Genomic DNA, 23,731 nt, shown 5'->3' on the forward strand with positions numbered 1-23,731 from the left:
TCGCAACCCTGGTCGGCGGCCTGGCCCGGATCCCCTACACGCTGGGCATCGCCGCCTTCGGCGGCCGCAACTGGACCGCCTTCTCGGCGTTCGTGCTGCTGATCCCGACGGCAGGCACGATCGTGTTGTTGGCCAATCCCGGTCTGCCGCTGTGGCCGTTCGTGGTGTGCGCCGCGCTGACCGGGCTGGGCGGCGGCAACTACGCGGCCTCGCTCGCCAACGTCAACGCCTTCTACCCGCAGCGGCTCAAAGGGTCGGCGCTGGCCGTCAACGCCGGCGTCGGCAACCTCGGGGTGGCGGTGATCCAGCTCGTCGGGCTGTTGGTGCTCGCCACGGCGGGACACGAGGCGCCGTACTGGGTGTGCGCGGTCTACCTGGTGATGCTCGCGGCGGTCGGGGTCGCGGCGGCGCTCCTGATGGACAACGTCGGCCACGGCACCGAGCTCAACACGATGCGCTCGATCCTTTTCGAGCGCGACACCTACGTGATCTCGCTCCTCTACATCTGCACCTTCGGTTCCTGGATCGGGTTCGCGTTCGCCTTCGGCCAGGTGATGCAGGTCAACTTTCTGGCCAACGGCGAAACGGCCAAACACGCGGCGCTGCACGCCGCGCAGGTGGCCTTCGTCGGGCCGCTGCTGGGCTCTCTGGCCCGGATCTACGGCGGCCGGTTGGCCGACCGCAAGGGCGGCAGCCGGGTCACGCTCGGTGTGCTCGCCGGCATGACTTTGGCCGCCGGATTGCTCGTCGTCATCAGCACGTTCGACGACCACAACGGCGGGGGTCGCTCGACCAGCATGGTCGGCTACGTCGCCGGGTTCATGGTGCTGTTCGTCCTGTCCGGGATGGGCAACGGCTCGGTGTTCAAGCTCATCCCGTCGGTCTACGAGGCGCGCAGCCGGGAGCTCGCGATGGGTGAGGCGGAGCGCAGGCACTGGGCGCGCGCCAGGGCGGGATCGCTGATCGGCGTCTGCTCGGCGGTCGGCGCGCTCGGCGGCGTGGGCATCAACCTCGCGCTGCGCCAGTCCTACCTCGCCACCGGGACGGAGACGTCCGCGTATTGGGCGTTCCTCGGTTCCTACGTGGTGGCCGGACTCGTCACCTGGCTGGTGTACGCGCGCCGTCCGGCGCTGCCCGTCGACGCGGGCAGTGAGACGGCAGCCGCGCTGGCCCGCGTGTGAGCGCAGCCTCATTGTGGGCAATGCGCAAGCAATTGCCGGGTAACGCAACGGAAATCTGACAGGCATACACAGGAAATATGGGCCAGCCCGACTCCCCGCCGCTGACGGGTTACCGCATCGCGGTGACCTCGAGTCGGCGTTCCGAGGAGCTTTGCGCGCTGCTCAGCCGCCAAGGCGCCGAGGTGTGCAGCGCGCCGGCGATCAACATGATCGCCCTGCCCGACGATGACGAACTGCACAGAAACACCGAGGCGTTGATCGCCGAGCCGCCCGACATCTTGGTCGCGCACACCGGCATCGGGTTCCGCGGCTGGCTGGCCGCGGCCGAAGGCTGGGGGTTGGTCAGCCCGCTGCTCGACGCTTTGTCGAACGCGCGGATCGTCTCGCGCGGCCCGAAGGCTACCGGGGCGCTGCGCGCCGCGGGCCTGCACGAGGAATGGTCACCGGATTCCGAATCCTCGCAGGAAGTGCTGGAATACCTGCAGAAGTCGGGGGTATCGGGGGCGCGGGTGGCGGTCCAACTGCACGGCGCCGCCGATGCGTGGGATCCCTTCCCGGAGTTTCTAGGCGGCCTGCGGCTGGCGGGGGCCGACGTCGTGCCCGTCCGGGTGTACCGGTGGAAGCCAACACCGTTGGGCGGCACGTTCGATCAGCTCGTGATGGGGATCGCGGGCCGGCAGTTCGACGCGGTCACCTTCACGTCGGCGCCCGCGGCCGCGGCCGTGCTGGAGCGCAGCCGCGAGCTCGACGTCGAAGACCAACTGCTGGGGGCCCTGCGCACCGACGTGCACGCGATGTGCGTCGGCCCGGTGACCTCCAAACCGTTGATCCGAAAGGGCGTGCCGACGTCATCGCCGGAGCGAATGCGATTGGGCGCCTTGGCCCGTCATGTCGCCGAGGAACTCCCGCTGCTGGGTTCGTGCACTGTGCGGGCGGCCGGCCACACGGTCGACATCCGCGGCACCTGCGTGCTGGTGGACGGCGCGATCAAGGTGCTCTCGCCCTCCGGCATGGGGATATTGCGGGCGCTGGCGAAACGCCCCGGCGACGTCGTCCCGCGGGCCGACCTGTTACGCGCGCTGCCGGGCAGCAGCAACGACCCGCACGCAGTCGACACCGCAGTGCTGCGGCTGCGAACGGCTTTGGGCGACAAGAACATCATCGCGACGGTGGTCAAGCGCGGCTACCGGCTCGCCACCGAACAACGGGCTGACTCCGCATGGCGCTGATCCTGGTTGCGCACGGCACCCGCAGGCCCGAGGGCGTGGCCATGGTCGAAGGCCTTGCCGCGCAAGCGAGTTCGCTGATCGGGCGGCCCGTGGAGGTCGCGTTCGTCGACGTGTTGGGGCCCACCCCCAGCGAGGTGCTGTCGCGGGCGCGGGCCACGGGCCGGCCCGCCATCGTGCTGCCGGCGTTCTTGTCGCGCGGTTATCATGTCCGCGCGGACCTACCGGCCCACGTCGAGCTCAGTGGGCACCCGAACGCCGTGGTCACACCGACACTGGGCCCCAGCGGTCAAGTCGCCCGAATCGTCGGGGATCAACTGGTCAAATGTGGTTGGCGCCCAGGCGATTCGGTGATCCTTGCGGCGGCGGGCACATCGGACACCCGCGCGCGCGCCGACCTGCACACCACCGCGACGCTGGTGTCGGCGCTGACCGGGGCACGGGTGAGCCTGGCGTTTGCGTCGACGGGGGATCCGCGGCTGCCCGAGGCGGTGGACGAGGCGCGGCGCCGGGCGCGCAGCAGCGATGCGCGCGTCGTGGTCGCCTCGTACCTGCTGGCCGACGGCCTCTTCCAGGAACGGCTGCACGCCTGCGGCGCCGACCTGGTCAGCCAGCCGCTGGGCACCCATCCCGGCCTCGCCCGCCTGATCGCCAATCGCTTCCGCCGGGCCATGCCACCGGCCCTCGCCCGCACCCCCCGGCACGCGTCGCGCCGGTCCGGCGCGCAGCGCTTGGTTCACGACCGGGTCATGTGGCCGAATTCCGCAGCCTGAGAATGGCCTGACCGCGTCGGCCACGGGCGCGCCGACGACCGGCGACGCTTGATCTTTGGTCCGATACCGGCGATCCTGGCACCATGCCCCGTCGCGAAGAGCCGTCGCGAGGGATCCTTGACCCGGTCGCCAAGATGCTGCGGTTGCCCTTCGGCACACCGGAATTCATCGACAAAATCGTCACCGGCGGGGTCAACCAGGTGGGCCGGCAAACGTTGCGCATGCTGATCACCACGTGGGACGCGGCGGGCGGCGGCCCCTTCGCCGCCAGCGCGATAGCGTCCACCGGCATGGCCAAGACCGCCGAGACCGTGCAAAGCATGTTCGTCGGCCCGGTTTTCGGCCCCCTGCTGAAACTGCTTGGGGCGGATAAGGCCGCCACCCGGGCATCGCTGTGCGCCTCGCAGCTCGTGGGCCTCGGCATCATGCGCTACGGCATCCGCTCCGAGCCGCTGCACTCGATGTCGGTCGACGCGATCGTCGACGCCATCGGCCCGACGATGCAGCGCTACCTCGTCGGCGACATCACCCGCTAGGCGGCGATCCGACCGACCTGGACGAAGCCGTCGGCGGTGACGCGCGCCGGGTACACCGGCACCGAATAGTTCGGATCATCTAGGCAGGTACCGTCTTCCAGCGAGAAGGCCTGCTTGAGGATCGGCGATTGCACCGCCACGCGGCCGCCGCGGTCCCCGACGATTCCACGCGAGAGCACCGCCGCGCCGGAGAACGGGTCCACGTTGCCCACGGCGTACACCTCGCCATCGTCCAGCCGGAACAACGCGGCCTGGGAGCCGTCGTCGAGCAGCACGCCGACCCCACGACCCGGGATCAGGCGGTCGTACTCGCAGGCCGTGGTCCATACCTGAATGTCGTTGAGAAGTGTCATGATTGTTCTCCAGCTCCCGTACGGATCTTCGGCATCCCAATGGACACAGGGATTTTGCGACCGGCGTGTTCGGTGAATTCCACCGTCGAGTCGACGACGTCCGGGGCGTTGACGAACGAGACGAAGCGCGACAGCTTGTCCGGGTCGTCGAGCACGCCCTTCCATTCACACTTGTAGTTCTCCACGTGCCGCTCCATCGCGGCCTCGAATTCCCCGGCCAGCCCCAGCGAGTCCTCGCACACGACCTCGCGGACGTGGTCGAGCCCGCCCTCGAGCGAATCGACCCAGGGCGCCGTGCGCTGCAGCCGGTCGGCGGTCCGGATGTAGTACATGACGAACCGGTCGACGTAGCGGACCAGCGTCTCGGTGTCCAGGTCGCTGGCCAGCAGCTGGGCGTGCTTGGGCGTCATCCCGCCGTTGCCGCCGACGTAGAGGTTCCAGCCCTTTTCGGTGGCGATGACGCCGACGTCCTTGGAGCGCGCCTCGGCACACTCCCGCGCGCAGCCCGAGACGCCCATCTTGATCTTGTGCGGCGCCCGCAGACCCCGGTACCGCAGCTCCAGGTCGATGGCCAACTGCACCGAATCCTGCTGGCCGTAGCGGCACCAGTCGGTGCCGACGCAGCTCTTCACCGTGCGCAGCGCCTTGCCGTAGGCGTGGCCGGACTCCATGCCACCATCGACCAGCCGGCGCCAGATCTCCGGCAACTGGTCCACCCGGGCGCCGAACATGTCGATCCGCTGGCCGCCGGTGATCTTGGTGTAGAGCCCGAAGTCCTGGGCGATCTGGCCGATCAGGATCAGATGCTCGGGCTTGATGTCGCCACCGGGAACCCGCGGCACCACCGAGTAGCTGCCATTCTTCTGGATGTTGGCCAGGAAGTGGTCGTTCGAATCCTGCAGCGAGGCCTGCTCACCCTCGAGGATGTGGTCCGAGCCGGTGGACGCCAGGATGGACGCGACCACGGGTTTGCAGATGTCGCAACCCTTTCCGCGTCCGAAGCGCTCCAGCAGGCCGGAAAAGGTGCGGATCTCGGTGGCCGAGATGATCTCGAAGAGCTCGGCCCGCGACTGGCTGAAGTGCTCGCACAGCGCCTTGGACTGTTCCACGCCCTCGGCTTCCAGCAGCTGCTTGAGCAGCGGCACGCATGACCCACACGAGGTGCCGGCCGCGGTGCACGACTTCAGCGACGGCACGTCGGCGCAGCCGTCGGCGATCGCGCACTTCAGGTCGCCCTTGGTGACGTTGTTGCACGAGCAGATCTGCGCGGAATCCGGCAGCGCGCCGACCCCGAGCGCCGGCGCCTCGCCGGATACCGGCGCGATCAGTGCGAGCGGATCGCCGGGCAACTCGCTGCCGACCATCGGCCGCAGCACCCCGTACGCCGAGGCGTCGCCCACCAGGACCCCGCCGAGCAGGGTCTTCGCGTCGTCGGACAACACCAGCTTGGCGTAGGTCCGCTTGACCGCGTCGTTGATCGCGACCTCGAGGCAGTTCTCGGTGACCCCCATCGCGTCGCCGAAGCTTGCGACGTCGACGCCGAGCAGCTTGAGCTTGGTCGACAGGTCGGCCTCGCCGAACTCGGCGGCACCGTCCAGCAGGCGATCGGCCACCACCTCGGCGGAGGTGTAGCCGGGACCCACCAGGCCGTAACAGCGACCCTGGATCGCGGCGACCTCGCCGACCGCGTAGATGTCCGGATCGCTTGTGCGGCATGCCAAGTCGGTGAGCACACCGCCGCGTTCGGCAAGCTCCAAGCCCGCCGCCCTGGCCAGTTCGTCGCGCGGCCGGATGCCGGCCGCGAAGATGACCAGCCCGGCGTCGATGACCTCGCCGTCGGTCAGGCGCACCCGCACCGACGACACCCCGTCCGAGTGGTCGATCGCCTCGATCGATTCGGTACCGGTGCCCACATGGACCGCGATGCCCAGCTCACCGATCATCTTGGCCAGCAAGGCGCCGCCGCCCTCGTCGATCTGCTGGGCCATCAACCGCGGCATCATCTCGACGACGTGCGTCCGCAAGCCGAACTGGCGCAGCGCATTAGCGGCTTCCAGACCCAGCAGGCCGCCGCCGATCACCACGCCCGCGGGGGCGCGACCGGCGTCTACCGTCCGCTGGGCGTCGGCCCGGATGGCGTCGAGGTCGTCCAGCGTGCGGTATACGTGGCACGCCGGCAGGTCGTGGCCCGGCACCGGCGGGACGAAAGCATACGACCCGGTGGCCAGCACCAGCGTGTCGTAGCCGTGCCGCTGCCCGTCGGCCGTCACCACCGCCTTCGCGTCGCGGTCGATTTCGGTAACGCGAGCATTCAGTACCAATCGAACCTGTTCGTCACCCGCGTAGTCGTTGCCCGGCAGCGCCAGCAGCTTGCGGTCCCAGCTTTCGGTGTACGAGGTCAGCCCGACGCGGTCGTAAGCCGCGTCCGCCTCCTCGGCGAAAACCGTGATACGCCACAATCCTTCGGTGTCGCGCGCGCGGAGCGCCTCGACCAGCCGGTGCCCCACCATGCCGTGCCCGACTACGACAATGTGACGGCCCGCACAGTGCGCGCGCGAAATCCCGTCTGCAGCCATGGCTTTGAGATTAGCGGCCGGAAATTACCGCGATTTCGCTCAATGTGACGGTCCTATGACGAGGATCTCACAACTCACAGGGGGCCTTGTGAATATTCGTTCGCCCACGGCGAACGCCTAGGTGGAACTTTAGCGTGGTCGACTCATGTTTCCTCTTGTAGCCGGCCAGAAGGGCGCCGGACACAGCAAACCCACAACAAAGCTCAAGGAAGCACAAGGAGATCGCCATGAGTAACGTCGCATTGTGGTCGCGGCCAGCCTGGAACACCGACCGGTGGTTGCGCGACTTCTTCGGCCCCGCCGCCGCATCGGATTGGTACAAGCCGGTGACCAGCGGTTTCAACCCCGCCGCGGAGATCGTCAAGGACGGCGAGGACGCGATCGTACGGGTCGAACTCCCCGGCGTTGACGTCGAGAAGGACGTCAACGTGGAGGTGGACCGCGGCCGCCTCGTCATCCACGGCGAACGCCGGGATGAGCACTCTGAGGAGAAGGACGGGCGCACCCTGCGCGAGGTCCGGTACGGCTCCTTCCGCCGGTCCTTCGCCCTGCCCGCCCACGTCACGGGAGACGCGATCACGGCTTCCTACGACGCCGGGGTCCTCACCGTGCGGGTCACCGGCGCCTACGCCGGCAGCCAGGCGCAGCGCATCGAGATCACCAAGTAAAAAGTAGGCAACGAGCCGGCGGGGTCAGTGGCCCCGCCGGATTCGCTTGCGCCACAGCGTGTTCGGCGCGGATCAGCCCCAGCGGGCCAGCAGTTCCTTCGCCCGGCCGCCCAGCGCGGCCTGGAAGAACGGGCCGAAGCTGATTCGCGCCACGCCCAGCGGCCCGAACGTCGACGGGTCGTCCTGGTCGGGCAGCGCGATCGCGTTGACCGGCAGCGGCAGCTCTGCGGCCAAGCGGCGCAAGGTATCCGGGTCGTGGCGACCGACCGGGTACAACACGTCGGCGCCCGCGTCCGCCGCCCGGGTCAGCCGCGCGACGGCCCTGTCGACCCGGTCCGACGCGTCACCGTCCTGGCGCAGGAACAGGTCCGTGCGGGCGTTGATCACGACGTGCACCCCGGCCGCGTCGGCGGCCGACCGCAACGCCCCCACCAGTTCGGCGTGCTCGCCGGCGGACCGCAGCCGCTTGCCCTCGGAGTGCACGGTGTCCTCGATGTTGAGGCCGACCGCGCCGACGCCCAGCAGGCCGTCGATCAGGCGCTCGGCGGCGAGCCCGTAGCCGGATTCGACGTCGACCGACACCGGGGCGTCGACCGCGTCGGTGATCTGGGAGACGCGCGTCAGCACGTCGTCGAACGACATGCCCTCCCCGTCCGGTTTGCCGATCGAGTCCGCCAGTGGGTGGCTGCCCACCGTCAGGGCGGCGAAACCCGCGTCGACTGCGAGGCGGGCCGACCACGCGTCCCACACGGTCGGCAGGATCACCGGGTCGCCGGGCCGATGCAGAGCGAGCAGCGCCGTGGCCCGCTCGGCGACGGTTTGACCGCTCATGAGGTGTTTGCTCCTCGATCGCCCGAAGTGTTCCGTCTGACATCAAGGCTGTGCGGTGGATAGTATTCGGAAGCGTACTGTGATCCGTAACACCGTCTGCCCGAGGAGATCCGTTGAGCACCACGACTGAACTCGCCGAACTTCACGACCTGATCGGCGGCCTGCGGAGGTGCGTGGGCTCGTTGAAGAGTCGATACGGCGACAGCCCGGCGATGCGGCGGATCGTGATCGATGCCGACCGGATCCTCTCCGACGTCGAACTGCTCGACACCGACGTGTCCGAATTGGACTTGGCGCGCGCCACCGTGCAGCAGTCCGGCGAGAAGATCGTCATTCCCGACACCCAGTACGACAGCGACTTCTGGCGCGATGTCGACGACGAGGGTGTCGGGGGTCACAGCAGGTCCTGACAACCGCGGACAACCCAAGCCCCCCGGAAATGAGGGGGTGCTCTCTGTGTACCCTTCGACCAACAGCCCGTTCGAAGAGGAACACTAGATGAGCGCACCCACGGCGAACCGTCCTGCGTCAGGTGTCTTTTCACCCGCGCGCGCCCGCATCCCGCAACGCACCCTACGCACCGACCGGTGGTGGATGTCGCCGCTGCGGATCGACTTGGGCTTCGCCGCCTTCCTCATCTACGCGACCGCGCGCGCGTTCCAGCAGGATTACTTCTTCGTCCCCAAGTACCACTACCTGACGCCGTTCTACTCACCCTGCGTGAGCAAGGCCTGCGGCGAGGCCGGCGACTTCTGGCCCCAGATCTTGCCCGACGTGTGGTGGTTGCCGTACGCGGCGCTGACCCTGCCGTTCCTGCTGCTGTTCCGGCTCACCTGCTATTACTACCGCGGCGCCTACTACCGGACGGTGTGGCAGTCCCCCAGCGCCTGCGCGGTGGCCGAGCCGCGTGTCCACTACACCGGCGAGACCAGGTTCCCCCTGATCGTCCAGAACAGCCACCGGTACTTCTTCTACATCGCCGGCATCATCTCGGTGATCAACACCTACGACGCGATCATCGGTTTCCACTCCGACTCGGGCCCGCACGGCTTCGGGTTCGGCCTCGGCAACCTGATCATGGTGGGCAACGTCATCATGCTGTGGGTCTACACGCTGTCCTGCCATTCCTGCCGGCACGTCACCGGCGGGCGGCTCAAGCACTTCTCCAAGCACCCTGTGCGGTACTGGATCTGGACCCAGGTCAGCAAGATCAACACCCGGCACAAGCTGTACGCCTGGGTCACGCTGGGCACCCTGATGCTCACCGACTTCTACATCGCGCTGGTGGCCAGCAACACCATCCCTGACCTGAGATTTGTTGGCTGAGAAGCCATTCGAACAACAATTCCGGACTTAGCTAGCGAGGGTTTTCATGGTTGAGGTCGAGCGGCATGGCTACGACGTAGTCGTCATCGGCGCCGGCGGCGCGGGGCTGCGCGCGGTCATCGAGGCGCGGGAACGCGGCCTCAAGGTCGCGGTGGTGTGCAAGTCGCTGTTCGGCAAGGCCCACACGGTGATGGCCGAGGGCGGGTGCGCGGCGTCGATGGGCAACACCAACCCCAAGGACAACTGGAAGACCCACTTCGGCGACACGATGCGCGGTGGGAAGTTCCTCAACAACTGGCGGATGGCCGAGCTGCACGCCAAGGAGGCGCCGGACCGCGTCTGGGAGCTGGAAACCTATGGGGCGCTGTTCGATCGCCTCAAGGACGGCAAGATCAGCCAGCGCAACTTCGGCGGGCACACCTACCCGCGCCTGGCGCACGTCGGTGACCGCACCGGCCTGGAGCTGATCCGGACCATGCAGCAGAAGATCGTCTCGCTGCAGCAGGAGGATTTCGCCGAGCTCGGCGACTACGAGGCGCGGATCAAGGTGTTCGCCGAGTGCACCATCACCGAACTGGTCAAGGACGGTGACGCGATCGCCGGCGCGTTCGGCTACTGGCGCGAGACGGGTCAGTTCGTCCTGTTCGAGGCGCCCGCGGTGGTGCTCGCCACCGGCGGCATCGGCAAGTCGTTCAAGGTCACCTCGAACTCGTGGGAGTACACCGGCGACGGGCACGCGCTGGCGCTGCGGGCGGGTGCGTCGCTGATCAACATGGAGTTCGTCCAGTTCCACCCGACGGGCATGGTGTGGCCGCCCAGCGTGAAGGGGATCCTCGTCACCGAGGGCGTCCGCGGTGACGGCGGGGTGCTGAAGAACTCCGACAACAAGCGGTTCATGTTCGACTACATCCCACCGGTGTTCAAGGGCCAGTACGCCGAGACCGAACAAGAGGCCGACCAGTGGCTCAAGGACAACGACTCGGCCCGCCGCACCCCCGACCTGCTGCCCCGCGATGAGGTCGCGCGCGCGATCAACTCGGAGGTCAAGGCCGGCCGCGGCAGCCCGCACGGCGGCGTGTTCCTCGACATCGCGTCCCGGCTGACGCCCGAGGAGATCAAGCGGCGCCTGCCGTCGATGTACCACCAGTTCAAGGAGCTGGCCGGCGTCGACATCACCAAGGAGCCGATGGAAGTCGGGCCCACCTGCCACTACGTGATGGGCGGCGTCGAGGTCGACGCCGACACCGGCGCGGCCACCGTGCCGGGCCTGTTCGCCGCGGGCGAGTGCTCCGGCGGCATGCACGGCTCCAACCGCCTGGGCGGCAACTCGCTTTCGGACCTGCTGGTCTTCGGCCGGCGCGCCGGCCTGGGCGCGGCCGACTACGTGCGGGCGCTGAGCAGCCGTCCGACGATCTCGGCCGAGGCCGTCGAGACCGCGGCGCAGCGGGCGCTGTCCCCCTTCGAGGCACCGCCCAACGGCGCCCCGGCGGAGAACCCCTACACGCTGCAGCTCGAGCTGCAGCAGTCGATGAACGACCTGGTCGGCATCATCCGCAAGGCGGACGAGGTGTCCGAGGCGCTGGCCCGGCTCGACAATCTGCGCGAGCGGTTCAAGAACCTGCACGTGGACGGCGGACGGCGGTACAACCCGGGCTGGAACCTGGCCATCGACCTGCGCAACATGCTGCTGGTCAGCGAGTGCGTCGCCAAGGCGGCGCTGGAGCGCACCGAAAGCCGCGGCGGCCACACCCGCGACGACCATCCGTCGATGGATTCGTCGTGGCGCAAGGTGCTGCTGGTCTGCCAGGCCGCCGGCGGCGACGAGGTGATCCCGGACATCAGCATCACCCGCAAGGATCAGGTGCCGATGCGATCCGATCTGCTGGAGCTCTTCGAGATCTCCGAGCTGGAGAAGTACTACACCGACGATGAGCTGGCCGAGCATCCAGGACGGAGAGGCTAATGACCTACAACGCGACCATGCGTGTGTGGCGCGGTGACGATGCCGACGGCGCGCTGCAGGACTTCACGGTGGAGGTCAACGAGGGCGAGGTGGTGCTCGACATCATCCATCGCCTGCAACAGACCCAGACGCCCGACCTCGCGGTGCGGTGGAACTGCAAGGCGGGCAAGTGCGGTTCCTGCTCGGCGGAGATCAACGGCGTCCCGCGGTTGCTGTGCATGACCCGGATGTCGACATTCGCCGAGGACGAGGTGGTGACGGTGACGCCGCTGCGGACGTTCCCGGTGATCCGCGACCTGGTCACCGACGTCTCCTTCAACTACGAGAAGGCCCGCGAGATCCCCGCCTTCGCGCCGCCGAAGGATCTGCAGCCCGGCGAGTACCGGATGGCCCAGGAGGACGTGCAGCGCTCGCAGGAATTCCGTAAGTGCATCGAGTGCTTCCTGTGCCAGAACGTGTGCCACGTGGTCCGCGACCACGAGGAGAACAAGAAGGCGTTCGCCGGACCGCGCTTCCTGATGCGGATCGCCGAACTCGAGATGCATCCGCTGGACACGATGGACCGGCGCAACCAGGCGCAGGAGCAACACGGCCTCGGCTACTGCAACATCACCAAGTGCTGCACCGAGGTCTGCCCCGAGAACATCAAGATCACCGACAACGCGCTGATCCCGATGAAAGAGCGGGTCGCCGACCGCAAATACGACCCGGTGGTGTGGCTGGGCAACAAGCTGTTCCGGCGCTGACCGGGCGTTAGCCCGTCCGAGGCGCCGGGTACCCGCATAGCAACCCAACCTGAAGGCAGCGTGGGAGATATGCGAGAAACCACCAGCGTCAATGAAATTCGAACGGCGATCCGGGAGCTCTCGGCCCGCGCCGACCTTGCGCACAAGGAAGGCCGGGACGACGACGCCGCCGAGATCGAGCAGCGGATAGCGGGCTTCCGGGCGGAGCTCGGCCGCCGCCCGTAGCGGTGTTCAGGCGCCGAGGCGCCGAAACACGCTGCGATGGAACACGATCGGCGCGACGTCGGCGTCGATGGTGACTTCGTTGACCCGGAGCACCACGATGGTGTGATCCCCGGCCGGGATCAGCTGTTCGATCGCGCTCTCCAGCCACAGGCCGGTGCCCTTGATGAACACCGCGCCGCTCTCCCGCGATTCCGTCTCCAGGCCGGCGAACCGGTCGCCGGTCTTGGCGGCCAGCGTTCGCGCGGCCTCGTCATGGGCCTCGCCGAGCACGCTGATGCCCAGCATGGGCAGGTCTTTGAGCTTGGGCCACGTCGTCGACGTGTTCTGCACGCAGAACGACACGAGCGGCGGGTCCAGTGAGACGGGCACAAAGGTACTGGCCGCCAGGCCCTCCCGGGTGCCCTGGACTTCGGCGGCGATGGCCACCACCCCCGAGGGGAAGTGGCCGAAGGCCTCGCGAAGTGTGGACGGTGTCAGGTTCGTGTGCGAGTTCACCGGAATTCATTCGCCCCTTGAGCCGAGAACGGGATTCTCGTCCCCGACCCTACCTGCCGAATACCCGTGCGCTGAAGCCACATCGGGGTGCGCGCGCAACCGGCTCTTCCAAGCGTTGCGGCCGTAGACGGAGAAGATGGGATCCGCCGGGTCGGCCACGCGGCCGGCGCGCGCCCGCAGTTCCGGGGGCAGCGTCAACACGGGGATCTGCGCGTCCAGGCGCGGGTTGAAGAAGTACGGCACCGAGATGCGATCCGCCCGCTGCCCGTCCAGGGTCACCCGGTGCTCGGTGGCCCGCAGGTAGCCCCCGGTCGCCACTTCGAGCAGCTCACCGATGTTGACGACGAATGCGCCGTCGGTGGGCGGCACGTCGATCCACTCCCGGGCGCCGGGCCGGCGGACCTGCAGACCGCTGCTGCCCGGCTCGGCCAGCAACAGCGTCAGCACTCCGGAGTCCTTGTGCGGGCCCACGCCCTGCGGCGAGGCCGCGCTTCGCGGATAGCGCACGATCTTGATCAGGGTGGCGGGCGTCTCGGCGAAGGCCGGCTCGAACACGCCCGGCGGACTGCCCAGGGAGGCCGCCCAGTGCCGGAGCAGGGTGCGGGCCACCCCGGACAGCGCGGCGTCCCAGTCGGCGATGATGCCGGGCAGCTCGGGCAATGACGCCGGCCACTGGTTGGGCCCCTGCAACCACAGGTAGTCGGGCCTGCCGGGGCCGCCGACCGGGGCGCGTTCCGGCCCGATGTCGATCTGCTCCCGCCAGTCCACCCGGCCGCGGGTCAGCTCGCCACCCAGCTGGGTATAGCCGCGGAAATGCGGGCTGCGGACCATGGCGACCGCGTCCTTCTCGGCGTCGGAGAGCTCGAACAGCCTGCGTGCCGCCTCCAGCAGCCTGCGGGAGAGCTCGCCGGGCACACCGTGGCCGGTCAGGTAGAAGAAGCCCACCTCGTGCGCGGCCTCGCGCAACCCCCGCCGCAATTCGGCCGCCGACGTGCGCAGATCCACTACGGGCAGGGAGGTGATGCATCCCATAGTTTGAGATCCGTTTCGTTATCGCCGCAGGTCAGGCCTACCGCGCGGGCTTCCCAACCGGTTGGTTAATTAGACGATGAAATTTAGCTCACATTGACTTGCGTTGAACTGTCCGAGAGCGATATTTTAGCGGTGTTACTGGTGGGTAACTTAGAAGTAGTACCCAACCACAAGGTGGCATTCTCAACGAGGAGGAACCGTAGTGAGCCACTACAAGAGCAACGTCCGTGACCAGGTCTTCAACCTGTTCGAGGTCCTGGGCGTTGAAAAGGCTTTGGGCGCCGGCGACTACAGCGATCTGGACGTCGACACCGCGCGCGAGATGTTGTCAGAGATCAGCCGGCTGGCCGAGGGGCCCATCGCCGAGTCGTTCGTCGAGGGTGACCGCAACCCGCCGGTCTTCGACCCGAAGACCCACTCGGTGACGCTGCCGGAGTCCTTCAAGAAGTCGGTGCGCGCGGTCACCGAGGCCGGTTGGGACAAGGTCGGCATCGACGAGGTTCTGGGCGGGATGCCGATGCCCCGGGCCCTGGTGTGGGCGCTGCACGAGCATCTGCTCGGCGCCAACCCCGCCGTCTGGATGTACGGCGGCGGCGCCGGGTTCGCCAACATCCTCTACCACCTCGGTACCGAGGAGCAGAAGAAGTGGGCCGTGATCTGCGCCGAGCGCGGATGGGGTTCCACCATGGTGCTGACCGAGCCGGACGCCGGTTCCGACGTCGGTGCGGGCCGCACCAAGGCGATCAAGCAGGACGACGGCTCGTGGCACATCGAGGGCGTGAAGCGGTTCATCACCTCGGCCGACTCCGGCGACCTGTTCGAGAACATCTTCCACCTGGTGCTGGCGCGTCCCGAGGGCGCGGGTCCGGGCACCAAGGGCCTGTCGCTGTTCTTCGTGCCCAAGTTCCTGTTCGATTTCGAGACCGGCGAGCTGGGCGAGCGCAACGGCGTCTTCGTGACCAACGTCGAGCACAAGATGGGCCTGAAGGTTTCGGCCACCTGTGAGCTGTCCTTCGGCCAGCACGACGTGCCCGCCAAGGGCTGGCTGGTCGGCGAGGTGCACAACGGCATCGCGCAGATGTTCGAGGTCATCGAGCAGGCCCGGATGATGGTCGGCACCAAGGCCATCGCCACCCTGTCGACGGGCTACCTGAACGCGCTCGAGTACGCCAAGTCGCGCGTGCAGGGCGCCGACATGACCCAGATGACGGACAAGACCGCCCCGCGGGTGACCATCACGCACCACCCCGACGTACGCCGGTCGCTGATGACCCAGAAGGCCTACGCCGAGGGTCTGCGTGCGCTGTACCTCTACACCGCGACCTACCAGGACGCGGCGGTCGCCGAGGCGGTGCACGGCGTCGACGCCGAGCTGGCCGTGAAGGTCAACGACCTGATGCTGCCGGTGGTCAAGGGTGTCGGTTCCGAGCAGGCCTACGCCAAGCTGACCGAGAGCCTGCAGACCTTCGGTGGATCCGGCTTCCTGCAGGACTACCCGATCGAGCAGTACATCAGGGACGCCAAGATCGACTCCCTCTACGAGGGCACCACGGCCATCCAGGCGCAGGACTTCTTCTTCCGCAAGATCGTCCGCGACAAGGGTGTGGCGCTGGCCCACGTGTCGGGTGAGATCCAGAAGTTCGTGGACAGCGAGTCCGGCAACGGCCGGCTGAAGTCCGAGCGCGAGCTGCTGGCGAAGGCCCTGGCCGACGTCCAGGCGATGGCGGCCACGCTGACCGGCTACCTGATGGCGGCGCAGGAGGACGTGACCAGCCTCTACAAGGTGGGCCTGGGATCGGTGCGCTTCCTGATGAGTGTCGGCGACCTCGTCATCGGCTGGTTGCTGCAGCAGCAGGCCGCGGTGGCCGTGCAGGCGCTGGACGCCGGCGCCAGCGGCGACGAGCGGTCCTTCTACGAGGGCAAGGTCGCGGTGGCCTCGTTCTTCGCGAAGAACTTCCTGCCGCTGCTGGCCAGCACCCGCGAGGTGATCGAGACGCTGGACAACGACATCATGGAGCTCGACGAAGCCGCCTTCTGACAGGCAGATCAAAAGCCCCGCTTCCGAAATGGGAGCGGGGCTTTTGATTGGGCGCGGTCAATCGGGCACAGACGGGCATACAAAAAGGCCGCCGCTGGATCCCCTCACTCCAGCGGCGGCCCTTCTCGTACGCCCGTCCACGCCGACCGGCGGCCGTTTCAGGGATGCCCCGTATTGCCGTCGGGGTCGGGGGGTCAGACCACAACACGGGGTCATCCGCGCATATGGGTACCCAGCCGCCGGAGTTACTAACCCGCTGTGACCGATTTCATGGAACCGCCCACCCGGCGGGGCGCTCAGGCCTCGAGGATCGCGGCCACGCCCTGGCCGCCGGCGGCGCAGATGGACACCAGCGCACGCAGCGGCTTGGCCGCACCCTTCTGCTCCGCCTTCTTCTGGGCGAGCTGCTTGGCCGCCTGGGCCAGGATCCGCCCGCCGGTGGCGGCGAAGGGGTGCCCGGCCGCCAACGACGAGCCGTTCACGTTGAGCTTGGACCGGTCGATCGAGCCGAGCGCGGCGTCGAGGCCCAGCCGCTCCTTGCAGTAGTCCTCCGACTCCCACGCCTGCAGGTGCGCCAGCACCACCGAGGCGAACGCCTCGTGGATCTCGTAGAAGTCGAAGTCCTGCAGGCTCAGGCCGTTGCGGGCCAGCAGCCGCGGCACCGCGTAGGTGGGCGCCATCAGCAGGCCGTCGCGGCCGTTGACGTAGTCCACGGCCGCCGTTTCCGCGTCCACCAGGAAGGCAAGCGGCGTCAGCGAGTGGGCGGCCGCCCACTCCTCGGAGGCCAGCAGCGCGACCGAGGCACCGTCGGTCAGCGGGGTGGAGTTGCCGGCCGTCATCGTCGCGTCGCCTGACTTCACGCCGAACACCGGCTTGAGCTTCGCCAGCTTCTCCGCCGACGAGTCCGGACGCAGGTTGTCGTCGCGGTACAGCCCGAGGAACGGGGTGACGAGGTCGTCGAAAAAGCCGCGATCGTAGGCGGCGGCCATGTTGCGGTGGCTGGCCGCGGCCAGCTCGTCCTGGTCGACGCGCTTGATGCCCATCTGCTTGGCGGTGATCGCCTGGTGCTCGCCCATGGACAGCCCGGTGCGCGGCTCGCTGTTGACCGGGATCTGGATGCCCAGGTTGGCGGGCAGCGTGCCCACCAGCCTCAGCCGCTGGACGTTGGACTTGGACCGGCGCAACTTGAGCAGCGTGCGGCGCAGGTTGTCACCCAGGGCGATCGGCGGGTCCGAGGTGGTGTCCACCCCGCCGGCGGCGGCGACGTCGTAACGGCCGGACGCGATGCCGTCGGCCGCGGCGATGGCCGCCTGCAGCCCGGTCCCGCACGCCTGCTGCAGGTCGAACGCCGGCGTGTACGACGACAGCTCGGAGCCCAGCACGCACTCGCGGGTGAGGTTGAAGTCACGGCTGTGCTTGAGCACGGCGCCGCCGACCACCACGCCCAGCCGCTCGCCGGCCAGGCCGAAGCGGTCCACCAGCCCGCCCAGGGCGGCGGTGAACATGTCCTGGTTGGACGCCTCGGCGTACGCGCCGTCGGACCGGGCGAACGGGATGCGGTTGCCGCCAAGCACGGCGACGGGTCGCCGCTGCGAACTGCGCTGGTTGCTTGCCTCGGAACTTGCAGGGGCCACTGTCTTCTCCGTGTATCTGCCGTCTGTCGGTTTTGGTATGCCCGTCTGGGGCCATACTACCCACTGTTCTTACTCTGAAGTAAGTTCGTCCCCGATACGGTTGTGCTGTAGGCACACCCCGACTTCGCACGCTCATGGAAGGTAGCTCCGGTGGCTCCCAAGGTCTCGTCCGATCTGTTCTCTCAGGTTGTCAATTCCGGTCCTGGATCGTTTCTCGCCAAGCAGCTCGGGGTTCCGCAGCCCGAGACGCTGCGCCGCTACCGGCCCGGTGATCCGCCCCTGGCCGGCGCGCTGCTGATCGGCGGTGAGGGGCGGATCGTCGAGCCGCTGCGCGCCGCCCTGGACAAGGACTACGACCTGGTCGGCAACAATCTCGGCGGCCGCTGGGCCGACCAGTTCGGCGGCCTGGTGTTCGACGCCACCGGGATCACCACGCCGGAGGGCCTTCGGGGGCTGTACGAGTTCTTCACGCCGCTGCTGCGCAACCTGGGCCACTCCGCGCGGGTCGCGGTGGTCGGCACCACGCCCGACGCCGCCGCCAGCCCACACGAGCGGATCGCGCAGCGCGCGTTGGAGGGGTTCACGCGCTCGCTGGGCAAGGAGCTGCGCAACGGCACCACGGTGGCGCTGGTGTATGTGTCGCCCGAGGCCAAACCCGCTGCGACGGGCCTGGAATCGACCATGCGGTTCATCCTGTCGGCCAAGTCGGCCTACGTCGACGGCCAGGTGTTCTACGTCGGCGAGGCCGACTCCACCCCGCCGGCCGACTGGGAGCGGCCGCTGGACGGCAAGGTGGCCATCGTGACCGGCGCGGCCCGCGGGATCGGCGCGACGATCGCGGAGGTGTTCGCCCGCGACGGCGCCCGCGTGGTCGCCATCGACGTCGAATCGGCCGCCGAGGCGCTGGCCGAGACGGCCAGCCGGGTCGGGGGCACCGCGCTGTGGCTCGACGTCACCGCGGACGACGCCGTGGACAAGATCACCGAGCACCTGCAAGAGCACCACGACGGGCACGCCGACGTGCTGGTCAACAACGCCGGCATCACCCGCGACAAGTTGCTTGCCAACATGGACGACGCCCGCTGGGACGCGGTGCTGGCCGTCAATCTCCTTGCGCCGCTTCGGCTTACCGAAGGACTGGTGGGCAACGGCACCATCGGCGAAGGGGGCCGGATCGTCGGGCTGTCCTCGATGGCCGGCATCGCCGGCAACCGCGGGCAGACCAACTACGCCACCACCAAGGCCGGGATGATCGGCCTCACCCAGGCGCTGGCGCCGGAGCTGTACGCCAAGGGCATCACGATCAACGCCGTCGCGCCGGGTTTCATCGAGACCCAGATGACGGCCGCCATCCCGCTGGCCACCCGCGAGGTAGGCCGGCGGATGAATTCGCTGCTGCAGGGTGGCCAGCCCGTCGACGTCGCCGAGGCCATCGCCTACTTCGCCAGTCCGGCCTCGAATGCGGTGACGGGCAACGTCATCCGCGTCTGCGGCCAGGCCATGCTGGGCGCATAGGTCTGAGGAGATCGCGATGAATCAGCCAAGCGGCCTGAAGAACATGCTGCGCGCGGCGGCCGGTGCGCTGCCGCTGGTGTCCCGTGGCAATCAGCTGCCCACGCGCACGGTGACCATCGAGGAATTGCCCATCGACCAGGCGAACGTGGCCGAGTACGCGGCGGTCACCGGCCTGCGCTACGGCAACGACGTGCCGCTGACCTATCCGTTCGCGTTGACGTTCCCCGCGATGATGTCGCTGGTGACCGGGTTCGACTTTCCTTTCGCCGCAATGGGTTCGGTGCACATGGAGAACCACATCACGCAATACCGGCCGATCGCGGTCACCGACACCGTCGGTGTGCAGGTGCACGCGGAGAACCTGCGCGAGCACCGCAAGGGCCTGCTGGTCGACCTGGTGACCGACGTGAACGTCGGCAACGACACCGCGTGGCATCAGGTGACGACCTTCCTGCACCAGCAGCGCACCAGCCTGTCCGACGAGCCCAAGCCGGCGCCGAAGAAACAGCCCAAGCTGCCGCCGCCCAGCACCGTCGTGCGCGTCAGCCCCAGCCTGATCCGGCGCTATGCCGCGGTCAGTGGCGACCACAACCCGATCCACACCAACCCGATCGCGGCCAAGCTGTTCGGCTTCCCCACCGTCATTGCGCACGGAATGTTCAGCGCCGCAGCAGTATTGGCTAACGTCGAAGCGCGGCTGCCGGACGCGGTGAAGTATTCCGTGCGGTTCGGCAAGCCGCTGGTACTGCCGGCCACCGCGGGGCTCTACATCGACGAAACCCATGACGGCTGGGACATCTCGCTGCGCAACATCGCCAAGGGCTATCCGCACCTGACCGGGACGGTCCGGGCGCTCTAGTTCCAGCGGTTCTAGCCCGAATGCGTCGGGCCGCGGCCGTTGGCAAGGACTTTCAGCCCGTGCGCCCCGGTCGCGGTCAGCAGGAACAGAAGAAACAGCCACAGCGGCGGCCGGGCGAGCTCCCAGACGAAGATCGCCGCCCAGATCGGTGAGCCCTGCGTCACCGCGAGCACACCGGCGGCGCCGGCCAGCGATACCGCCGGCACGTGCAAGTGCGTCCCGACCGCCCAGTTGATCGCGAGCACCAGCGCAGCCCCCGCGGCCGCGCCGGTGGCCAGTGACGGCGTCAGCATCCCGCCGGCCCCGCCGGCGCGCAGGAACAGCGCGGTCAGCAGGGGTTTCAACGCGAGGATCGCGAGCGCCGACAACAGCGTCATGCCGCTGGCCAGGCTGACCGTCAGGATGCTTCGGCCGTTGCCGGGCAGTTCGGGCCACCAGTGCGAGCAGATGCCCATCACCAGCCCGGCGGCCGCGAGCGCGGGGACCAGCACCCAGTTCCGCATCGGCTTGGCCGGCCGGGCCGCCGCCATCAACCGGTTGAACGCCAGCCCCACCGCGAGCGCGACCGGCGCCAGCAGCAGCCCGTGCGCGGTCAGCAGGTAGGTGGACTCTCCGATCGGCCACTGCAGGTTCGGTTCGTCGCGGGTGATGGCCGAACCGACGGCGACCGCCAGGCTGGAGGAGATGAACGCCGCGCCCACCGCCCGCGGCTGCCAGGTGTTGAGCAGGATCCGCACCGAGAACAGCGCACCCGCCAGCGGAACGGCGTAGACCGCGCCCAGCCCGGCGCCTGCCGCGCAGGCCAGCAGCACCTCGCGGTCGCGCGGCGACAGCCGCCTGAGCCAGGCGGTCCCGAAATCACCGAGGGCCGCGGCGAATTGGCGCGGGGCCCCTTCCCGGCCCAGCGACGCGCCCGACCCGACGAGCAGCACCTGCAGCATGGCGTCCAGGCTCCACGCCAGCCGCGGTATCCGCTCTCGGCTCGAGATGGTCTCGGCCATGGGCGGAACGTCGGTCCGGCTCCGCAGGAGCCACCAGCCGATCGCCGCCAGCGCGCCGCCGATCATCGGTCCCACGGCCCGGCGCACCGGGCTGCTGGCCGCGACCCCGGCGAGCAGCGCCCCGAAGGAGTAGTTGTACGTGACGTGCTGGACGAAGCGCAGCACGAACGTCGTCGCCAGCCCGGCCACGCCGGCCAGCAGTCCGACGATGATTACGGCGCAGAAGAAGTCGACGTTGCGGCGGGCGGGCGGTCGAGCCACATCACGAATCTAGGGGTTAGCGCTTGGCGGCGCCGCTCCCGCCCTTCTTGGGCAGAGCGGCGGCCGCGGCCTCCCGCTCCCCCGGTGCGCCCCGGAGGCCGTGCCAGAACAGGTTGATCATCATCTCGGCCGCCTCGTCGGCGTCGATGTCCCCGGTGGACAGCTGGTTGGCCGTCGCCTCGCCGGCGCCCACCAGCGCCACGGCCATCATCTCGTGTTCGCGTTCGGTCCGCGGGGTGCGGCTGCCGGCCCGCACCAGCCCGGCGACGAGCTCGATGATCTGTTCACGCCCCTCGCGCACCATGTGCGCGAACGCCTGCGAGCTGGTGGCCTGGGTGTACATCACGATCCACGACGCCCGGTTGGCGTCGATGTAGCGCATGAACGCCACGATCGTGTTGCGCAGCAGGTCTTTCGGGCTTTGGCTGAAGTCGATGTCGGCGCGGACCGCGTCGATGAAGCGGCCCATTTCCCGGTTCAGGCAGGCGCCGAACAGGTCCTCCTTGGAGCCGTAGTACAGATACAGCATCGGCTTGGAGATCTGCGCCGCGGCGGCGATCGCGTCCATGGAGGTCTCGTGGTAGCCGTTGACCGAAAACATCTGGACGGCGGCGTCGAGCATTTGTTGCTCGCGGACGGCCCGCGGTAACCGCTTGGTGCCACCCGCCATCGCTCGCCTCTCTAGCTCGTCTATCTGACTCCAGAGTAAGCAACGCGCGGTGACCGCACACGCGTTAGTGGCCGACCCGCTAGTGGCCGCACGCCGGGCTGCGGCCCTTCATCGTCGCCACCCGCCCCAGCGCGTCGTCAACCCGCTGCCCGGGCAGTTCGCCGGCCGCCACGGCCTTCTGCAGCCGGTCAAGGACCGCGGGCACCTCGTCCGTGGTCACCCACAGCGCGACGTCGGTGCCGGCCTGCAGGGTGCGCAGCACCGCCTCGGCGACGCCGTACCGGTCGGAGATGGCGCCCATGCTGGACAGGTCGTCGGTGAACACCGGGCCGTTGAACGGCGGGGCGCCGTAGCCGACGCCGTCGCGCAGCAGTCGCACCGCCGCGGCGCTCAGGCTCGCCGGGTCGTCACCGGTCAGCCCGGGCACCTGCAGGTGACCCAGCATCACCGCGACCGGGGCCGCGGTCACCAGCGTCCGGTAGGGCACCAGGTCGACGCCCTGCAGCTCGCTCAGCGGCGGGGTCACCACACCGCCGGTGTGCGAATCCCCCGAGCCGTGCCCGTGCCCCGGGAAGTGTTTGAGCACCGGCAAAAGCCCCGCGTCGCGCAGGCCCTGCGCGTACGCCCCGGCGTAGGCCGTGACCGTGTCGGGATCGCCGCCGAACGAGCGGTCCCCGATGACGCCGTCGGTGGCGTCGGTGACATCGACCACGGGGGCGAAGTCGATGGTGATGCCCAGGTCGCGCATCTTCTTGCCGCGGTCGGCCGCCAGGTCGTGGACTTGGCCGGGGGTCATGGTCTGTGCCAGTTGGCGGGGCGACGGCGCCGAGCCGATCAGCGCCCGCAGCCGCGAGACGCGGCCGCCCTCCTCGTCGACGCTCACCGCCAACGGGAGCGGTCCGGCCTTCGCCGAGATGTCGGCCAGCGGGCCCTTGAAGATCGACAGGTCCGTCCAGCTTCCGATGAAGATGCCCCCCACGTGATAGCCGTCGACCACCGAGCGGGCGTCGTCGGCGTTCTTCACGCCCACCATCAGCAGCTGCGCCAGCTTGTCGCGGACCGGGAGCGCGGTGACGTCACCGCAGGCCGGCGGCGCGGGCGCGGCCGCCGGCTTGCTGACCGAGGTCGACGGGCCGGGTGGCCGGGCGGCGTGGTGGGCGCAGCCCGCCACCAAAGCCGACACGGACGCGAGCACGGCCCCCGCGACGGTCATGGTGCGCGAGAATGACATCGGGCCATGTTTGCACGGCGGGGTCCAGGCCTCCGGGTCCGGGGAGTGGCGAGGTTTTCTTGTTCGGCCGCGCGGGCATTCGTGGGCAGGTGCTAGCTGGGCTAGCGGGGGGCGAGATCAAGGAGCCAGCGATGACCGGTTTCACCCTGGCGGCTGCGGCCAGCATCGCGGTGGGTCTGACGGTCGGCGTCGCGACCACCCTGGGCGTCACGCTCGCCGTCGCCGACCACGGCCTGACGGCGGTGCCGGCCCGTCCGGCCGCGCTGATCCCGCTCGAACCCCACCTGGTGCAATACGGCGACCGGTGCTTTCACGGGCACTGTCTGCCCTGACGAGCGCCGACCGGGGTTCTGCTAGGTTGGCGCTAAGCCGCCGCCACGTTTTCGAAGATGCTGTGAGGAGCCGTCGATGAACCGGATCATTGCGCCCGCCGCCGCGAGCGTGGTGGTGGGTCTGTTGCTCGGCGCGGCAGCGATCTTCGGGATCACGTTGATGGTGCAGCAGGACACGAAACCGCCACTCCCCGGGGGCGATCCGCAGTCGTCAGTGCTCAACCGGGTCGAGTACGGCAACCGTAGCTAGCGGCGCAGC

At 68.7% G+C, this 23,731-nt stretch carries 24 protein-coding genes; 15 read left to right on the forward strand and 9 right to left on the reverse strand.

Going from position 1 to position 23,731, the window contains the following annotated elements:
- The 4 genes from A9X03_RS20265 to A9X03_RS20280 form a co-directional block, all read left to right on the forward strand.
- On the forward strand, positions 1–1,181 hold a 1,181-nt coding region (locus A9X03_RS20265), incomplete at its 5' end, for an MFS transporter (protein ID WP_068262656.1).
- Positions 1,182–1,258: 77 nt separating this feature from the next.
- The gene (locus tag A9X03_RS20270; RefSeq protein ID WP_067749766.1) at positions 1,259–2,410 is read left to right on the forward strand and encodes a uroporphyrinogen-III synthase; all 1,152 of its coding nucleotides are present in this window, start codon (positions 1,259–1,261) and stop codon (positions 2,408–2,410) included.
- A complete protein-coding gene (locus A9X03_RS20275; RefSeq protein WP_068262660.1) occupies positions 2,401–3,180 on the forward strand; it encodes a sirohydrochlorin chelatase in 780 nt (259 codons plus the stop codon). Before A9X03_RS20270 ends, A9X03_RS20275 begins: the two co-directional genes overlap by 10 nt.
- 83 nt (positions 3,181–3,263) lie before the next feature.
- Positions 3,264–3,716, forward strand: a complete 453-nt coding sequence (locus tag A9X03_RS20280; protein WP_068262663.1) for a hypothetical protein — start codon at positions 3,264–3,266, stop codon at positions 3,714–3,716.
- On the opposite strand, the gene nirD is transcribed toward A9X03_RS20280, so the two are convergent.
- Positions 3,713–4,069, reverse strand: a complete 357-nt coding sequence (nirD, locus tag A9X03_RS20285) for a nitrite reductase small subunit NirD (RefSeq protein ID WP_067749760.1) — start codon at positions 4,067–4,069, stop codon at positions 3,713–3,715. The genes A9X03_RS20280 and nirD overlap by 4 nt on opposite strands.
- A complete protein-coding gene (nirB, locus tag A9X03_RS20290) occupies positions 4,066–6,645 on the reverse strand; it encodes a nitrite reductase large subunit NirB (RefSeq protein ID WP_082954877.1) in 2,580 nt (859 codons plus the stop codon). Before nirB ends, nirD begins: the two co-directional genes overlap by 4 nt.
- Before the next feature lie 227 nt (positions 6,646–6,872).
- Here nirB and A9X03_RS20295 point away from each other — a divergent pair, with 227 nt between their 5' ends.
- On the forward strand, positions 6,873–7,313 hold the full coding sequence (locus A9X03_RS20295; RefSeq protein ID WP_067749755.1) for an Hsp20 family protein: 441 nt from the start codon (positions 6,873–6,875) through the stop codon (positions 7,311–7,313).
- Between the two features lie 72 nt (positions 7,314–7,385).
- Here A9X03_RS20295 and A9X03_RS20300 read toward each other — a convergent pair whose 3' ends face one another.
- Complete coding sequence (locus A9X03_RS20300; protein WP_068262666.1) at positions 7,386–8,144, reverse strand: isocitrate lyase/phosphoenolpyruvate mutase family protein; 759 nt, start codon at positions 8,142–8,144, stop codon at positions 7,386–7,388.
- A gap of 113 nt (positions 8,145–8,257) precedes the next feature.
- Here A9X03_RS20300 and A9X03_RS20305 point away from each other — a divergent pair, with 113 nt between their 5' ends.
- From A9X03_RS20305 to A9X03_RS29910, 5 genes are all read left to right on the forward strand, one after another.
- Entirely contained in the window at positions 8,258–8,554 is a 297-nt protein-coding gene (locus A9X03_RS20305) for a hypothetical protein (RefSeq protein ID WP_067749751.1), read from the forward strand.
- A gap of 88 nt (positions 8,555–8,642) precedes the next feature.
- Complete coding sequence (locus A9X03_RS20310) at positions 8,643–9,470, forward strand: hypothetical protein (RefSeq protein WP_067749748.1); 828 nt, start codon at positions 8,643–8,645, stop codon at positions 9,468–9,470.
- Positions 9,471–9,516: 46 nt separating this feature from the next.
- Entirely contained in the window at positions 9,517–11,433 is a 1,917-nt protein-coding gene (locus tag A9X03_RS20315; RefSeq protein ID WP_067749746.1) for a fumarate reductase/succinate dehydrogenase flavoprotein subunit, read from the forward strand.
- The gene (locus tag A9X03_RS20320) at positions 11,433–12,179 is read left to right on the forward strand and encodes a succinate dehydrogenase/fumarate reductase iron-sulfur subunit (RefSeq protein WP_067749744.1); all 747 of its coding nucleotides are present in this window, start codon (positions 11,433–11,435) and stop codon (positions 12,177–12,179) included. The genes A9X03_RS20315 and A9X03_RS20320 overlap by 1 nt, the downstream gene beginning before the upstream one ends.
- Positions 12,180–12,248: 69 nt before the next feature.
- Positions 12,249–12,404, forward strand: a complete 156-nt coding sequence (locus A9X03_RS29910) for a hypothetical protein (protein ID WP_197498898.1) — start codon at positions 12,249–12,251, stop codon at positions 12,402–12,404.
- Between the two features lie 6 nt (positions 12,405–12,410).
- On the opposite strand, the gene A9X03_RS20325 is transcribed toward A9X03_RS29910, so the two are convergent.
- Both A9X03_RS20325 and A9X03_RS20330 read right to left on the reverse strand, forming a co-directional pair.
- Positions 12,411–12,899, reverse strand: coding sequence for a flavin reductase family protein (locus A9X03_RS20325; protein WP_067749742.1), 489 nt, complete (start codon positions 12,897–12,899; stop codon positions 12,411–12,413).
- 6 nt (positions 12,900–12,905) lie between these two features.
- Complete coding sequence (locus tag A9X03_RS20330; protein ID WP_068017433.1) at positions 12,906–13,931, reverse strand: isopenicillin N synthase family oxygenase; 1,026 nt, start codon at positions 13,929–13,931, stop codon at positions 12,906–12,908.
- 202 nt (positions 13,932–14,133) lie between these two features.
- Here A9X03_RS20330 and A9X03_RS20335 point away from each other — a divergent pair, with 202 nt between their 5' ends.
- Positions 14,134–15,969: an acyl-CoA dehydrogenase gene (locus A9X03_RS20335; RefSeq protein WP_067749739.1), complete on the forward strand. Its 1,836-nt coding sequence runs from the start codon at positions 14,134–14,136 to the stop codon at positions 15,967–15,969.
- 296 nt (positions 15,970–16,265) lie between these two features.
- Here A9X03_RS20335 and A9X03_RS20340 read toward each other — a convergent pair whose 3' ends face one another.
- Positions 16,266–17,603, reverse strand: a complete 1,338-nt coding sequence (locus A9X03_RS20340) for an acetyl-CoA C-acetyltransferase (protein ID WP_068262669.1) — start codon at positions 17,601–17,603, stop codon at positions 16,266–16,268.
- Between the two features lie 150 nt (positions 17,604–17,753).
- Between A9X03_RS20340 and A9X03_RS20345 the strand changes: the two genes are divergently transcribed.
- A complete protein-coding gene (locus tag A9X03_RS20345; protein WP_068262672.1) occupies positions 17,754–19,118 on the forward strand; it encodes a 3-oxoacyl-ACP reductase in 1,365 nt (454 codons plus the stop codon).
- Positions 19,119–19,134: 16 nt separating this feature from the next.
- On the forward strand, positions 19,135–19,977 hold the full coding sequence (locus A9X03_RS20350) for a MaoC/PaaZ C-terminal domain-containing protein (protein ID WP_068262675.1): 843 nt from the start codon (positions 19,135–19,137) through the stop codon (positions 19,975–19,977).
- Between the two features lie 11 nt (positions 19,978–19,988).
- Here A9X03_RS20350 and A9X03_RS20355 read toward each other — a convergent pair whose 3' ends face one another.
- The 3 genes from A9X03_RS20355 to A9X03_RS20365 all read right to left on the reverse strand — a co-directional run bounded on the left by A9X03_RS20355 (position 19,989) and on the right by A9X03_RS20365 (position 23,140).
- Positions 19,989–21,239, reverse strand: a complete 1,251-nt coding sequence (locus tag A9X03_RS20355) for a chloride channel protein (RefSeq protein WP_067889750.1) — start codon at positions 21,237–21,239, stop codon at positions 19,989–19,991.
- A gap of 16 nt (positions 21,240–21,255) precedes the next feature.
- Positions 21,256–21,909: a TetR/AcrR family transcriptional regulator gene (locus tag A9X03_RS20360; RefSeq protein WP_067751506.1), complete on the reverse strand. Its 654-nt coding sequence runs from the start codon at positions 21,907–21,909 to the stop codon at positions 21,256–21,258.
- Positions 21,910–21,988: 79 nt separating this feature from the next.
- Complete coding sequence (locus tag A9X03_RS20365; protein ID WP_068262677.1) at positions 21,989–23,140, reverse strand: glycoside hydrolase family 3 N-terminal domain-containing protein; 1,152 nt, start codon at positions 23,138–23,140, stop codon at positions 21,989–21,991.
- A gap of 131 nt (positions 23,141–23,271) precedes the next feature.
- Between A9X03_RS20365 and A9X03_RS20370 the strand changes: the two genes are divergently transcribed.
- Together A9X03_RS20370 and A9X03_RS20375 are read left to right on the forward strand one after the other, a co-directional pair.
- Complete coding sequence (locus tag A9X03_RS20370; RefSeq protein ID WP_067751499.1) at positions 23,272–23,472, forward strand: DUF2613 family protein; 201 nt, start codon at positions 23,272–23,274, stop codon at positions 23,470–23,472.
- 76 nt (positions 23,473–23,548) lie between these two features.
- The gene (locus tag A9X03_RS20375) at positions 23,549–23,722 is read left to right on the forward strand and encodes a DUF2613 domain-containing protein (RefSeq protein ID WP_065443914.1); all 174 of its coding nucleotides are present in this window, start codon (positions 23,549–23,551) and stop codon (positions 23,720–23,722) included.
- Positions 23,723–23,731 lie beyond the last annotated feature (9 nt).

The organism is Mycobacterium sp. E1715 (genome assembly GCF_001667625.1).
Taxonomy (GTDB): Bacteria; Actinomycetota; Actinomycetes; order Mycobacteriales; family Mycobacteriaceae; genus Mycobacterium.

Coding starts and splice junctions, on each gene's coding strand:
- A9X03_RS20330 (WP_068017433.1), bottom strand. CDS start 13,931: ATGGGATGCATCACCTCCCTGCCCGTAGTGGATCTGCGCACGTCGGCG.
- A9X03_RS20320 (WP_067749744.1), top strand. CDS start 11,433: ATGACCTACAACGCGACCATGCGTGTGTGGCGCGGTGACGATGCCGAC.
- nirB (WP_082954877.1), bottom strand. CDS start 6,645: ATGGCTGCAGACGGGATTTCGCGCGCGCACTGTGCGGGCCGTCACATT.
- A9X03_RS20300 (WP_068262666.1), bottom strand. CDS start 8,144: ATGAGCGGTCAAACCGTCGCCGAGCGGGCCACGGCGCTGCTCGCTCTG.
- A9X03_RS20295 (WP_067749755.1), top strand. CDS start 6,873: ATGAGTAACGTCGCATTGTGGTCGCGGCCAGCCTGGAACACCGACCGG.
- nirD (WP_067749760.1), bottom strand. CDS start 4,069: ATGACACTTCTCAACGACATTCAGGTATGGACCACGGCCTGCGAGTAC.
- A9X03_RS20280 (WP_068262663.1), top strand. CDS start 3,264: ATGCCCCGTCGCGAAGAGCCGTCGCGAGGGATCCTTGACCCGGTCGCC.
- A9X03_RS20350 (WP_068262675.1), top strand. CDS start 19,135: ATGAATCAGCCAAGCGGCCTGAAGAACATGCTGCGCGCGGCGGCCGGT.
- A9X03_RS20360 (WP_067751506.1), bottom strand. CDS start 21,909: ATGGCGGGTGGCACCAAGCGGTTACCGCGGGCCGTCCGCGAGCAACAA.
- A9X03_RS20370 (WP_067751499.1), top strand. CDS start 23,272: ATGACCGGTTTCACCCTGGCGGCTGCGGCCAGCATCGCGGTGGGTCTG.
- A9X03_RS20365 (WP_068262677.1), bottom strand. CDS start 23,140: ATGTCATTCTCGCGCACCATGACCGTCGCGGGGGCCGTGCTCGCGTCC.
- A9X03_RS20275 (WP_068262660.1), top strand. CDS start 2,401: ATGGCGCTGATCCTGGTTGCGCACGGCACCCGCAGGCCCGAGGGCGTG.
- A9X03_RS20375 (WP_065443914.1), top strand. CDS start 23,549: ATGAACCGGATCATTGCGCCCGCCGCCGCGAGCGTGGTGGTGGGTCTG.
- A9X03_RS20270 (WP_067749766.1), top strand. CDS start 1,259: ATGGGCCAGCCCGACTCCCCGCCGCTGACGGGTTACCGCATCGCGGTG.
- A9X03_RS20310 (WP_067749748.1), top strand. CDS start 8,643: ATGAGCGCACCCACGGCGAACCGTCCTGCGTCAGGTGTCTTTTCACCC.
- A9X03_RS20315 (WP_067749746.1), top strand. CDS start 9,517: ATGGTTGAGGTCGAGCGGCATGGCTACGACGTAGTCGTCATCGGCGCC.
- A9X03_RS29910 (WP_197498898.1), top strand. CDS start 12,249: ATGCGAGAAACCACCAGCGTCAATGAAATTCGAACGGCGATCCGGGAG.